We start from the raw sequence: 12,804 nt of genomic DNA, 5'->3' as shown, positions 1-12,804 counted from the left end.
GTCGTGTACCACGAACTCCGAGTCCCCGCAGTGGGGACGCTCTGGTGGGCTCACGCGGAGCATCCAGCGTCATTCTCTGATGGTGAGGCTGGTGGGGCGACTGGTGGAGAGGCTGGCGGTCGGATCATCGCGGCGGATGGGAGCGCCGACCTCATCCTCCGTGATGACTCGCTGCTCGTCGCCGGCCCGTCGACACGCGCTCTCCGCGTGCAGGGATCCCGATCCGGGGTCACCGTGGGGGTGCGTTTTGACCCCGGGGCTGCCGGCCTCGCGCTCTCGCAGTCCGCGGCGCCGCTTCGCGATGCGCAGCTCGCCGGGACGGCGGTGCTCAGCCCGCTCCAGCTGCGCTCCGCGCTGAGTCTCCTCCGGCGTGTCCGTGGCGCGGTTGTAGAAGCAGGTCAGGCGGGCGACACGGCCTCCCGCCTGCCCGGTGAGGCGCAAGCTCGTGCGGTTCAGGCTGCAGCGGCCGCGTTGCAGCGCGCCTACGCTCCCGTGCTCGCGGAGCAGCGGCACTGGCGCTCCGCGGTGCGCAGCGCAGCGGCGAGTGGCGCCCCCGCGGCTGCGGTGGCGGGTGAGTTCGGGGTGTCCGAGCGCCACTTTCGACGGCGGATGACGGAGGGCTTCGGCTATGGATTCACGAGCCTGCGACGGGTGCTCCGCGCGGAACGCGCGCATGAGCTGCTCCGCGGCGGAGTGCCGGTCGTGGACGTCGCCGCGCGTGGGGGCTATGCCGACCAGGCTCACCTCACCCGCGAGCTGCGCGACATCGCGGGCACCACCCCGGGGCGAGTCTCACGCTACGCCGCGGGGAGCGGCGCGTAGAGATCGACCGCGTTGCCGTCGGGGTCGTGCACGGTGGCGTAGCGCTGGCCCCACGGCGCATCCCAGGGGGCGGTTGCGGCAGCGGCGGGGAAGCGAGCGGTGACCTCGGCGTACGCGGCATCAACCGCGGCGGGGGAGTCCGCCTCGCACGCGAAGCCGATGCGGCCCGGGCCAGTCGGCAGCACGAAGTCGGGATTGAAGCTGTGGATCGTAGTGAGCGGATCCCACGCGAGCGTGGTACCGCCCGGGAGCGTCACCTCCACGTGGGGTTCCGCGTCGAGCCCCTCGGGAATGTCGAGACCAAGCGTGCGATAAAAGGCGAGCGAGGCCGAGAGGTCGCTCGTGACGATGCCGATGAAGTTCAGTGCGAGTGTCATGCGGCAAGCGTACGCTCACGCGTGATGGCCGTCTTGAAGAAAACGGCCATCACGCGTTCGTGAGCGCGGGTGCTCACGCGGCGCAGAAGACCAGGCGCCCCGAAAAGTTCAGACCTGGCCGATCGGCTCGCGCTTCTCCGCCTGGAAAGCGTCCTCACGACGGCCGTAGGCCCAGTACGGCGAAAGGGACAGCTGTGCGCGGTCCAGGCCGCGCTCGTCGGTGAAGTACGGCCGCAGCGCCTTCATCGCCCCCCGCTCGCCGTGCACGAACACCTGCACACGGCCGGGCAGCCACGTTGCAGCGCGTACCGCATCGACAAGCACTGTTGAGGTGCCGGCTTCGGCGTCACCGCGATGCAGCCAGGTGACGTTGATTCCGGTGGGGGCGTCGAGGGAAAGCTCGTCCTCCGGGCCGCCCACCTCGATGAGAGCGGTGCCGACCGCGTCGCGCGGCATGGCCTCAAGCGCCGCCGCGATCGCGGGGATGGCGGCCTCATCGCCCGCCAGGAGGTGCCAATCCGCGGTGGGGTCGGGGGCATAGCCACCGCCGATGCCACGGAGAACGACAGCGTCGCCCGGCTGCGCGCGGTCAGCCCAGGGCCCTGCGACTCCCGCTTCGCCGTGGGTCACGAAGTCGATCCAAATCTCTCCGGCGTCGAGATCAAAGCGCCGGATCGAGTAGGTGCGCGTCGAGGGCATCTGCTCCGGGCTCAGTTCCTCCCGCAGCGCATCGAGATCGTACGGCGGTTTCAGCGGCGTATCGGGCTGCGTGAACAGCATCTTGCTGTACGCGTCCGTCTTTCCGTTCGGCTCAATCTGCGCGACCCCTGGACCGCCGGCGACGATGCGCACGAGGTGACGGGAGAGCTGAACGCGTTCGAGCACCTCGAGTACGATTTGCGGCCGCGCGGTGCGTGCGGCGCGCGTCGGCGCTGCTGCTGCTGCGGGAGCGGCGGCGGGGGACTCGGGAGTGCTCATGGGGACCTCAATCGTCTGATGTTTGTGCACCCTCCACCCTGTCACACCCGTATGTTTCCTGCCAGGGTGGGGCACGGGAAGCCCCTTCATGCGCGAGGTCGGTTCGCTCAGGGCGTCGCGAGCGCCGCGCGACCCATCGCACATATGTTCGAATTTCCAGTCAGTGCAGCATAAGATGGTGGGGTGAGCTCGAAGAACCCCGCACCGATCCGTTCCTCCGCCGCCCACGCGCAGATCAGCGTGCAGGGCGCCCGCGTGCATAACCTGCAGAACGTGGATTTGGCGATCCCGCGCGACTCGATGGTCGTGTTCACCGGCCTCTCGGGGAGCGGGAAGTCGAGCCTTGCGTTCGACACGATCTTCGCCGAGGGGCAGCGCCGCTATGTCGAGTCGCTGAGCGCGTACGCCCGGCAGTTCCTAGGTCAGGTGGATCGCCCCGACGTTGATTTCATCGAGGGGTTGAGCCCCGCGGTGTCCATCGACCAGAAGTCAACGAATCGCAACCCGCGCTCTACCGTGGGCACGATTACCGAGATCTATGACTACATGCGACTGCTCTGGGCGCGCATCGGCGTGCCGCACTGTGCGGTGTGCGGCGAACGCATCGCGTCGCAGACCGTGCAGCAGATCGCTGATCAGCTGATGGAGCTCGAGGAGCGCACGCGTTTCCAGGTGCTTGCCCCGGTGGTGAGTAAGAAGAAGGGCGAGTTCGTCGACCTCTTCCAGGACCTCGCGGCGAGCGGCTACTCGCGTGCGCACGTGGATGGCGAGCTCATTCAGCTGTCCGACCCGCCGAAGCTGAAGAAGCAGATCAAACACGATATCTCAGTGGTGATCGACCGCCTGGTCGCGGGCCCCGAGGTCCTCGGCCGGTTGACCGACTCCCTGGAGACCGCACTGCGCTTGTCCGGGGGACTCGTCACGATTGACTTCGTTGACCGTGAAGCCGGGGCGGCGGATCGCACCCAACTCTTCTCCGAGCACCTGTCGTGCCCGAACCAGCACCCCGTGCAGCTCACCGAGATCGAGCCGCGCACCTTTTCCTTCAACGCGCCCTTCGGTGCCTGCAGTACCTGCTCCGGTCTCGGAACCAGCATGTCGGTCGACGATGACCTCGTGCTCGGTGATCCCGAGCTGTCGATTGGCGAGGGCGTCATCATCCCGTGGACGAGCCAGGGCAAGAGCCTCTACCAGTACTACGAGAAGCTGTTGATCGGTCTCGCGAACGATCTCGAGTTCTCGCTTGATACGCCCTGGGGTGAATTGAGTGACGAGGTGCGCGAAGCGGTGCTTCACGGCAATAACTTCAAGGTCAACGTGCGCTGGAAGAACCGCTTCGGCCGTGAGGTGAAGTACTCCTCGGGGTTTGAAGGCGTGATCCCGTTCATCGAGCGGCAGTACGCCGAAGCCGAGAGCGACACGAAGCGCGATCGGTGGTCCGAGTTCCTCCGTGAGGTGCCCTGCCACGCTTGCAACGGTCAGCGGCTGAAGCCCGAGGTGCTCGCGGTCACGGTCAACGAGCAGTCGATCGCGGGGGTGGGCGAATTCAGCCTGAGCGACGCGAAGCGCTTCTTCGACGAGGTGACGCTCTCCGAGCGCGAGGCGAAGATTGCCGCGCAGGTGCTGCGTGAGATCCGACTCCGCTTCGACTTCCTCATCGAGGTGGGGCTCGGCTACCTGACTCTCGCGCGCGGCGCAGGCACACTCTCAGGTGGTGAGGCGCAGCGCATTCGCCTCGCCACGCAGATCGGCTCCGGCCTCACGGGTGTGCTCTACGTGCTCGACGAGCCCTCCATCGGTCTCCACCAGCGAGACAACCGACGCCTGATTGAAACCCTCATCAAGCTGCGTGATCTCGGCAACACGCTCATCGTGGTGGAACACGACGAAGAAACGATCGAGGCCGCCGATTGGATCGTCGACATCGGTCCCGGCGCCGGCGTTGAGGGCGGCACGGTGGTGCACTCAGGTGAGTACGCGGAGCTGATTGCCAACGAGCGATCCATCACCGGTGACTACCTGGCGGGGCGCCGTTCGATCGAGACGCCGAAGAAGCGGCGCAAGCGCGATCGGAAGCGCGAGCTGAAGGTGGTGGGTGCCCGGTCGAACAACCTGCAGAACGTCGATGCCACCTTCCCGCTCGGCGTGATGACTGCGGTGACCGGCGTGTCTGGCTCGGGGAAGTCAACGCTTGTGAACGACATCCTCTACCGGGTGCTCGCGAACCAGCTCAACGGGGCGCGCCTGGTGCCCGGCAAGCACACTCGCATCACCGGTCTGGAGCACCTCGACAAGGTGGTGCACGTCGATCAGGCACCCATCGGTCGGACCCCGCGATCAAACCCCGCGACCTACACCGGTGTGTTCGACAAGATCCGCACGCTGTTCTCCGAGACTCCCGAGGCGAAGACTCGCGGCTATCTCCCGGGTCGCTTCAGCTTCAACGTCAAGGGTGGCCGCTGCGAGGCATGCTCGGGCGACGGCACGCTGAAGATCGAGATGAACTTCCTGCCCGACGTGTACGTCGCGTGCGAGGTGTGCGGTGGTTCGCGCTACAACCGCGAGACCCTCCAGGTGCGCTACAAGGGCAAGAACATCTCCGAGGTGCTCGAGATGCCGATCGCTGAGGCGGAGGAGTTCTTCAAGCCGATCTCGTCGATCCACCGCTACATGAAGACGCTCGTCGATGTGGGGCTTGGCTACGTTCGTCTCGGGCAGAGCGCGACGACGCTCTCGGGTGGCGAGGCGCAGCGCGTCAAGCTTGCCACTGAGCTGCAGAAGCGTTCGAACGGCCGCAGCATCTACGTCCTCGACGAGCCCACCACCGGCCTGCACTTCGAAGACGTTCGCAAGCTTCTCCTTGTGCTCAACGGCCTGGTCGATAAGGGCAATACCGTGATTACGATTGAGCACAACCTGGACGTGATCCGGAGCGCAGACTGGATTATCGATCTCGGGCCCGAGGGGGGCTCGGGCGGTGGCACGATCCTTGCCGAGGGGACGCCGGAGCAGCTCGCGAAGCATCCGGAGAGCCACACTGGTCGCTTCCTTGCCGAGGTGCTCGAGGGCTGGGCTGCGAAGTCCGCGCGCGCGGTGGAAGCGAGCGCGAAGGCGAGCGCGTGATCGCCGCCTCAGGGGGCATTGAGGGACCGCACGCAGCCGCCCCGGCCGACGGGGAGCCTGCGGGGAGGAACGCGAGCGCAGATTCTGTGACCTCGGAGATCGGGATCACGGACAACCGCGCGTCGTTCCGGCCTGCGCAGGGCGAGATCCCGACCTCGCCGGGCGTCTATCGCTTCAGCGACAAGTACGGCCGCGTGCTGTACATCGGAAAGGCGAAAAACCTTCGGGCCAGGCTCGCAAACTACTTCCAGCCGCTGCACTCACTCATGCCGCGGACCCGGCGCATGCTGGCGCTCGCGGCGAAACTGGACTGGACCGTTGTCGCCACCGACACCGAGTCTCTCGTGCTCGAGCACACGTGGATCACGGAGTTCAAGCCACCGTTCAACGTCCAGTTCAAGGACGACAAGACCTATCCGTACCTCGCGGTCACCCTGCGCGAGGAGTCGCCGCGGCTGATCATCACCCGCAACGAGAAGATTCGCGGTGCCCGGTATTTCGGCCCGTACCCCAAGGTGTGGGCGCTGCGCGAGACGACGGGGCTGCTGCAGCAGGCGTTTCCGATTCGCACCTGCAACGACGCCGATTACAAACGTGCGATGTCGAGCGGTCGTCCCTGCCTCGCGGGGCAGATCGGCCGGTGCCACGGCCCGTGTTCGCAGCTCATCTCGATTGAGGATCACCGGGCGCGAGTCGAGGAGCTCGTCGCGTTCCTCGCAGGCGGAGACACGAGCCACCTGCGGGCACTGCAACACGGGATGCGCGAGGCGGCACTCGAGCAGCGCTACGAGGAGGCAGCGCGGCTCCGTGATCAGGTGCAGGCCGTGCAGCACGTGCTCGAGAAGAACGCGGTGGTGCTCGGGCACGACGTGAACCTCGACGTGTTCGGTTTGCGGGCCGATGAGCTCGCGGCTGCGGCTCACCAGTTCATCATTCGCGGGGGGCGCATTCGCGGTGAGCGCAGCTGGATCGTCGACGTTGAGCTCGACGATTCGCCGAGCACGCTGCTCGAACAGGTTGTCCAGTCGGCGTACGAGGGGGAGCGCGAGCCCCCGCCCGAGATTCTTGTCCCGCTGCTGCCCGAGGGCTCCGAAGCGCTCGAGAACGCGCTCAGCGCGAAGCGTCCCCGGCGCGGCAGGGTCCGCGTGCGCGTACCCGAGCGTGGCGAAAAGGTACAGCTCATGGAGCGCGCGGTGCTGAACGCTGGTGAGCACCTCATCAGGCACAAGCTCAAGCGAGCCGCCGACCTCACGGCGCGTACGGACGCGCTCGCCGAGCTGCAGCGCGCGCTCGGCATGGTTGAGGCGCCACTTCGGATCGAGTGTGTGGACGTCTCGCACCTGCAGGGCACCGGGGTGGTGGCCTCCCTTGTCGTGTTCGAAGACGGGCTTCCCGCGAAGGGGGCATATCGCAAGTACCGGATCGAAGAGACCACCGACGATACCGACTCGATTTACCAGGTGATCTCACGCCGCGCTGCACAGTTGAACGCCGCCCGCGAAGCTGGCGAGCAGCCGAGCGGGATCTATCGCGATCGCCCACAGCTCCTCATCGTTGACGGTGGGGAGCCGCAGGTGAAGGCAGCCGCCCGCGCGTTGCGGGAGGCGGGAATCACGGACATCGCGCTGTGTGGCGTCGCCAAGCGACTCGAAGAGCTCTGGCTGCCCGATGATCCGTTCCCTGTCATTTTGCCGCGCACGAGTGAGGCGCTGTTCCTCGTGCAGCGCGTGCGCGACGAGGCGCACCGCTTCGCGATCACCTTCCAGCGGCAGCGACGCAGCACGGCGATTGCGAGCCAACTTTCGGAGATCCCGGGCCTTGGACCGAAGCGAGTGCAGGGCCTGCTCAAATACTTCGGCTCCGTAGCGCGTCTGCGGGCTGCAAGTCTTGAGGAGCTCTCTGCGGCGCCCGGGCTCGGGCCCAGGCTCGCCGAACAGGTGCGAGCGCACCTCGGGGAGGTGCCAGCGGATTCTGCTTCGAGTGATGTGGCTGACGCTAAGCTGGAGACGGCATCCACGACGGAGCCGGGCGAGGAGGGAAGCGCATGAGCGAGGTGGAATCCACGCAGGAGATACTGATCGTGACGGGGATGTCAGGGGCCGGTCGAAGCACCGTCGCCAACACCCTCGAAGACCTGGGCTGGTACGTTGTCGACAACCTCCCGCTCACGATGCTGAAGACCCTGGCTGACATGGCAGACCGCTCGGGCGGGGCGCTGCCAAAGATCGCCGCGGTCGTTGATGTTCGTGGTCGTGACCTGTTCGCCGATATTCAGCACACCGTCACTGAGCTTCGCGAGAATGCCACCGTTCGTGTGGTGTTCCTAGACGCTACCGATGAGATTCTCGTTCGACGCTATGAGTCTGTCCGGCGTCCGCACCCCTTCCAGGCCGAGGCCGGCAGCCTGCTCGAGGGCATTCGTTTGGAGCGTGATCGGCTGCAAGAGTTGCGCGCTTCGAGCGACGTAGTGATCGATACCTCGCGCTACAACGTGCACGATCTTTCGACGGCTACACGGGAACTTTTCTCCGACGACAACACGCCCGGCCTGCAGCTGTCGGTGGTGAGCTTCGGCTTCAAGTACGGTGCGCCCACAGACGTGGACCTGATGGTCGATATGCGCTTCCTCCCGAACCCGTTTTGGGAGCCTGAGCTGCGCGCTCTCACCGGAGTTGACGCGGAAGTCAAGGACTACGTTCTGAGTCGTGACGGCGCAACGGAATTCCTCGACAACTACGTTGCAGCGCTCACTCCGGTGCTTGCTGGCTTCCAGCGCGAGAACAAGCGACACGCCTCACTCGCGGTAGGATGCACCGGCGGCAAACATCGTTCTGTCGCCACCGCACGCGAGCTCGCTGATCGACTCGCGGGCCTTCCGGGCGTCAGTGTCAGTCTGCGCCACCGCGACCTCGGTCGCGAGTAGATTCTGCAGCGCTGCTTCGGCGCCCCGCCTTCCCATATCCTGATTTTTGAGAGGACTCATTCGTGCTGTCGACCCTTGAGGTGAAGAGTGAGCTGGTACGTTTCCCCGTCCAGCGCACTGGAGAGCGTGTCGCCGAGGTCGCAACGATCCTCCGCCTGGCTGGCGGACTCCACACCATTTCCGGGCGCATTGCGCTCGAGGCGGAGCTCCACACTCCACAGATCGTGCAGCGGGTCCGCAAGGACCTCGCCGAACTGTACGGCGTGCGCTCCGAGGCCAAGCAGCTGCCTCCGTCGAGCACCCGCCCGGGCGCACCGCAGTTCCTCGTTCGTGTACTGGACGGTGAGACGCTTGCTCGCCAGCTTGGCCTGCTTGATCCTCGCCGCCGGCAGATCCGTGGTTTGCCGAACCGGCTCACGACGGGAGCGCAGCCCGAGCTTGCCGCCGTGTGGCGCGGTGCGTTCATGGCGCGCGGAGGTCTGACTGCCCCCGGCCGTTCCGCAAGCCTCGAGGTCGTGTGCCCGAGCAACGAGGTCGCGATGGCACTCGTCGGAGCCGCGAGCCGTCTGGGCATCGATGCAAAGAGCCGCGAGATCCGGGGTCAGAATAAGGTTTTGATTCGTGACGCCGAGGCGATCGGCGCGATGCTTGGCGCGATGGGCGCAGAGCAAGCCCGCAACAGCTGGGACGAGCTCCGTCGCGCGCGCGAGACCCGCGCGACTGCGAACCGTCTCGTGAACTTCGACGATGCAAACCTTCGTCGTTCCGCACAGGCTTCCGTCGCGGCGTGCGCACGCGTGGAGCGCGCCCTGGAGATTCTTGGCGACGAGATTCCCGAGCACCTCAAGTACGCCGGCGAGCTGCGACTGCAGCACCGGGAGGCAAGCCTCGATGACCTCGGCGCGCGTGCTGAGCCCGTGCTCACGAAGGATGCGATCGCTGGGCGAATCCGGCGCCTGCTCGCGATGGCCGACAAGGAGGCCGCGGCTCGCGGCATTCCCGGCACTGAGGCGAGCCTCCCCGAGGAACTCGACCGCATCTGACCCCCCAGGCGGGGCCCGGCAGGGCCCCGCCTTTCCTGTGGAGTTTCCCGCCACCTCGACCCGCGTCGTCGATAGACTGTGATGGACCACTGCCCGTCGCAGAGATTGGAGCGCCTCATGGCTGCCTATTCACTTCCTGAACTTCCGTACGATTACGCTGCCCTCGAGCCGCACATCAGCGGCAAGATCATGCAGCTGCACCACGACAAGCACCACCAGGCCTACGTCACGGGTGCGAACACCGCCCTCGACCAGCTGGCCGAGGCGCGCGACTCCGGCAACCTCGCTGCGGTCAACAAGCTCGAGAAGGACCTCGCGTTCAACGTTGGCGGCCACGTCAACCACACCATCTTCTGGAACAACATGTCGCCCGAGGGCGGCGAGCGCCCCGAGGGTGAGCTCGCAGCGGCAATCGACGAGTTCTTCGGCGACTTCGAGAAGTTCCAGGCACACTTCACCGCGACCGCGATGGGCGTGCAGGGCTCCGGCTGGGCCGTTTTGGCGTGGGATGCACTGGGGCAGCGCCCGAACATCGTCCAGCTGTTCGACCAGCAGGGCAACCTCCCCGCGGGCACCGTGCCGCTCCTCATGCTCGATGTGTGGGAGCACGCGTACTACCTCGATTACCTCAACGTTCGCGCGGACTACGTGAAGGCGTTCTGGAACATCGCGAACTGGCAGGACGTCGCGAAGCGCTTCGAAGCTGCTCGCACACAGACGCCCGGCCTGATCTAACCGCCGACTCAAGGAGCCCGCCGCACCCATGCGCACCATTGAATCCCTGGGATCGCTCAGCGAGAAGACGGTCATCGTCCGCTGCGATCTGAACGTCCCGCTTTCGGATGGCGTGATCACCGACGACGGCCGCATTCGCGCGTCGCTCGCAACGATCACCGAACTCCGTGAAGCAGGAGCAAAGATCGTTCTCATCAGCCACCTCGGTCGCCCGAAGGGTGAGCCCGAGGAGCGCTTCTCGCTTCGCCCAGTGGCGACGCGGATGGCGGAACTGCTCGGCGCTCCCGTGCAGTTCGTGGCGGAGACGGTGGGGGAGATCGCCGCCGCAGCGGTCGCAGCGCTGGCCCCCGGGGATGCGGTGTTGCTCGAGAACCTCCGCTTCAACGCGGGAGAGACGAGCAAGGATGATGCGGAGCGCGCCGCGTTCGCGCAGCAGCTCGCCGCTTTCGGAGACGCCTTCGTGTCCGATGGCTTTGGGGTCGTGCACCGCCGCCAGGCGAGCGTGTATGACCTCGCGAAGCTGCTGCCGAGCGCGGCGGGCCGCCTCGTTGCGGCAGAGCTCGAGGTGCTCAAGCGCCTCACCGAGTCCGCTGAGCGGCCGTACGCGGTCGTGTTGGGCGGCTCGAAGGTTTCGGACAAGCTGGGCGTCATCTCGCACCTCTTGGAGCGAGTCGACACGCTGCTCATCGGCGGCGGCATGCTGTTCACCTTCCTTGCTGCGCAGGGCTTCAAGGTGGGCGCGAGCCTCTTGGAGGTCGACCAGCTCGACACCGTTCGCGGCTACCTGCAGACCGCTGCGGAGCGTGGAGTACAGATCGTTCTGCCGAGCGACGTTGTCGTGGCCGAGGCGTTTGCAGCGGATGCGGCTCACGAGGTCGTTCCAGCGGATTCGATCGAGTCCTCAACGTTCGGCGCAAATGGGCTTGGCCTCGATATCGGCCCCGAGTCCGCCCTCGCATTTGCGACGGTGATCGCGGAGTCGCAGACGGTGTTCTGGAACGGCCCAATGGGTGTCTTCGAGATGCCCGCGTTCGCGAACGGCACGCGCACGGTTGCCGAGGCACTCACGAAGACTGCGGGCTTCACCGTCGTCGGTGGTGGTGATTCCGCTGCCGCGGTGCGCGCGCTCGGTTTTGCCGATGACCAGTTTGGTCACATCTCAACCGGCGGCGGCGCGAGCCTCGAGTTCCTCGAGGGCAAGCAGCTGCCCGGGCTCGAGGTGCTCGCATGAGCGACGAGAACCTGACCACCGCGCCGGCCCGTGAACCTCTGCCCTTTGCTGCCCGCACCCCGCTGATTGCCGGCAACTGGAAGATGAACCTCGACCACCTCCAGGCCATCGCGCTCGTGCAGAAGCTTGCGTGGGCGCTGAAGGATGCGCGGCATGACTATGCGGACGGGGAGGTGGCGGTTTTCCCGCCCTTTACTGATCTTCGCTCCGTGCAGACTCTGCTCACCGCAGACAAGCTTCCGCTCGCGCTCGGCGCGCAGGACCTGTCTCCGCATGATGCGGGTGCGTACACGGGAGACATTTCCGCGGCGATGCTCGCGAAGCTCGACGTGCGCTACGCGCTCGTTGGGCACTCCGAGCGACGTCATGGGCATGGCGAGTCAGACGAGACGGTCGGTGCGAAGGCTCTCGCCGCGCACCGGGGCGGCATGATTCCCATGATCTGCGTCGGGGAGACTGCCGCGGATCTTGAGGAGCACGGTGCCGCGGCGGTGCCGCTTGCCCAGCTCGCGGCTGCCCTTGCTCCGCTCCCGAAGGGTGCGGAGTATGTGATCGCGTACGAGCCCGTGTGGGCAATTGGCAGTGGTCAGGCAGCTACCGCCGATCAGGCTGAAGAGGTCGCCCGTGCGCTGCGCGAAGCTCTGCGCGATCTGCGCGATGACGCAGAGGCCGCTGCGACCAGGATCCTCTACGGCGGTTCGGTGACGAGCCAGAACATTGCCGGCTTCCTGAAACAGCCGAACGTCGATGGCGCGCTGGTCGGTGGCGCCAGCCTCAAGGCTGATGAGTTCAGCCGGATCGTGCAGTTCAAGAAGCACGTTACCGCTGCGTAGCCTGTCGCACCCCGTATTTTCGTCGCCGCCGGTATACTGGCAGCTGGCGCTTCACGCCCTCAACTCCGAAAGGTGCTCTGCGTGCTCATCCTCAAGATCGCACTGATCGTGATTCTCGTGCTCACGAGTCTCCTGCTGACCCTGTTCATCCTCCTCCACAAGGGACGCGGTGGCGGGCTTTCCGACATGTTCGGTGGCGGGGTGACCTCGAGCCTGGGCTCTTCGGGGGTCGCGGAGCGCAACCTCAATCGCATTACCGTGGTCGTGTCGATCATCTGGGTTGCTTCGATCGTCGGACTCGGGCTGATCGCCCGCTTCTCCGTCGTCTAACCACCCCACCCGACACACCACTCAGAAAGGGATTCCGTGGCAGGCAGTAACGCCATCCGCGGCGCCCGCGTCGGTTCTGGCCCCATGGGGGAGAAGGACCACGGCGCGCGCGCTGAACGCACTCAGGTTTCGTACTGGGACGCCCTCGGCAACGAGACCGTCCGCTACTTCGCGGCCGATGTCTCCGACGAGGAGATCCCCGAGCAGATTGACTCGCCGACCTCGGGCCTTCCCGCTGGTCGCGACAAGGCGAACCCGCCGCAGCTGCTCAAGAACGAGCCGTACAAGACGCACCTCGCCTACGTGAAGGAGCGGCGCACCCCCGAGGAAGCCGAAGAGCTCCTCGAAGCAGCACTGCTCAAGCTTCGCCAGCGTCGCGGGACGGCCCGCGCAACGGCCTAAGCATTCG

The 12,804-nt window shown here is 66.1% G+C and carries 12 protein-coding genes; 10 read left to right on the top strand and 2 right to left on the bottom strand.

Features of this window, described 5'->3' with window-relative positions; translation table 11 throughout:
- The first annotated feature begins 3 nt into the window (after positions 1–3).
- Entirely contained in the window at positions 4–822 is an 819-nt protein-coding gene (locus D3226_RS15090; protein WP_202382760.1) for a helix-turn-helix domain-containing protein, read from the top strand.
- Here D3226_RS15090 and D3226_RS11580 read toward each other — a convergent pair.
- Together D3226_RS11580 and D3226_RS11575 are read right to left on the bottom strand one after the other, a co-directional pair.
- Complete coding sequence (locus D3226_RS11580; protein ID WP_202382758.1) at positions 798–1,199, bottom strand: VOC family protein; 402 nt, start codon at positions 1,197–1,199, stop codon at positions 798–800. The two genes, D3226_RS15090 and D3226_RS11580, sit on opposite strands and share 25 nt — an antisense overlap.
- 108 nt (positions 1,200–1,307) lie before the next feature.
- Entirely contained in the window at positions 1,308–2,177 is an 870-nt protein-coding gene (locus D3226_RS11575) for a siderophore-interacting protein (protein WP_202382757.1), read from the bottom strand.
- A 183-nt stretch (positions 2,178–2,360) separates the two neighbouring features.
- On the opposite strand from D3226_RS11575, the gene uvrA reads away from it, so the two are divergent.
- From uvrA to D3226_RS11530, 9 genes are all read left to right on the top strand, one after another.
- Positions 2,361–5,300 carry an excinuclease ABC subunit UvrA gene (uvrA, locus tag D3226_RS11570; RefSeq protein ID WP_202382756.1) on the top strand — a complete coding sequence of 980 codons (2,940 nt, stop codon included), beginning with the start codon at positions 2,361–2,363 and terminating at the stop codon, positions 5,298–5,300.
- 86 nt (positions 5,301–5,386) lie between these two features.
- Positions 5,387–7,348 carry an excinuclease ABC subunit UvrC gene (gene uvrC / locus D3226_RS11565; protein ID WP_337248994.1) on the top strand — a complete coding sequence of 654 codons (1,962 nt, stop codon included), beginning with the start codon at positions 5,387–5,389 and terminating at the stop codon, positions 7,346–7,348.
- Positions 7,345–8,223: an RNase adapter RapZ gene (gene rapZ / locus D3226_RS11560; RefSeq protein ID WP_202382755.1), complete on the top strand. Its 879-nt coding sequence runs from the start codon at positions 7,345–7,347 to the stop codon at positions 8,221–8,223. The genes uvrC and rapZ overlap by 4 nt, the downstream gene beginning before the upstream one ends.
- 62 nt (positions 8,224–8,285) lie before the next feature.
- Positions 8,286–9,266, top strand: coding sequence for a DNA-binding protein WhiA (whiA, locus tag D3226_RS11555; protein ID WP_202382754.1), 981 nt, complete (start codon positions 8,286–8,288; stop codon positions 9,264–9,266).
- A 117-nt stretch (positions 9,267–9,383) separates the two neighbouring features.
- Positions 9,384–10,001, top strand: coding sequence for a superoxide dismutase (locus D3226_RS11550; protein ID WP_202382753.1), 618 nt, complete (start codon positions 9,384–9,386; stop codon positions 9,999–10,001).
- 28 nt (positions 10,002–10,029) lie between these two features.
- On the top strand, positions 10,030–11,232 hold the full coding sequence (locus D3226_RS11545; protein WP_202382752.1) for a phosphoglycerate kinase: 1,203 nt from the start codon (positions 10,030–10,032) through the stop codon (positions 11,230–11,232).
- Complete coding sequence (gene tpiA, locus D3226_RS11540) at positions 11,229–12,065, top strand: triose-phosphate isomerase (RefSeq protein ID WP_202382751.1); 837 nt, start codon at positions 11,229–11,231, stop codon at positions 12,063–12,065. Before D3226_RS11545 ends, tpiA begins: the two co-directional genes overlap by 4 nt.
- An 81-nt stretch (positions 12,066–12,146) precedes the next feature.
- The gene (gene secG, locus D3226_RS11535) at positions 12,147–12,395 is read left to right on the top strand and encodes a preprotein translocase subunit SecG (protein ID WP_125099191.1); all 249 of its coding nucleotides are present in this window, start codon (positions 12,147–12,149) and stop codon (positions 12,393–12,395) included.
- A 36-nt stretch (positions 12,396–12,431) separates the two neighbouring features.
- Entirely contained in the window at positions 12,432–12,797 is a 366-nt protein-coding gene (locus D3226_RS11530; RefSeq protein ID WP_202382749.1) for an RNA polymerase-binding protein RbpA, read from the top strand.
- Positions 12,798–12,804: the final 7 nt, after the last annotated feature.

The sequence above is a fragment of the Leucobacter chromiireducens subsp. chromiireducens genome (assembly GCF_016758255.1).
GTDB lineage: Bacteria > Actinomycetota > Actinomycetes > Actinomycetales > Microbacteriaceae > Leucobacter > Leucobacter chromiireducens.
The sequence above is the reverse complement of the archived record's forward strand: the minus strand, read 5'-3'. Positions and strand labels throughout refer to the sequence as shown.

Excerpts from the sequence above, each read along its gene's own strand:
- rapZ (WP_202382755.1), top strand. The coding sequence starts at position 7,345 with ATGAGCGAGGTGGAATCCACGCAGGAGATACTGATCGTGACGGGGATG.
- D3226_RS11550 (WP_202382753.1), top strand. The coding sequence starts at position 9,384 with ATGGCTGCCTATTCACTTCCTGAACTTCCGTACGATTACGCTGCCCTC.
- D3226_RS11545 (WP_202382752.1), top strand. The coding sequence starts at position 10,030 with ATGCGCACCATTGAATCCCTGGGATCGCTCAGCGAGAAGACGGTCATC.
- D3226_RS11575 (WP_202382757.1), bottom strand. The coding sequence starts at position 2,177 with ATGAGCACTCCCGAGTCCCCCGCCGCCGCTCCCGCAGCAGCAGCAGCG.
- tpiA (WP_202382751.1), top strand. The coding sequence starts at position 11,229 with ATGAGCGACGAGAACCTGACCACCGCGCCGGCCCGTGAACCTCTGCCC.
- D3226_RS11580 (WP_202382758.1), bottom strand. The coding sequence starts at position 1,199 with ATGACACTCGCACTGAACTTCATCGGCATCGTCACGAGCGACCTCTCG.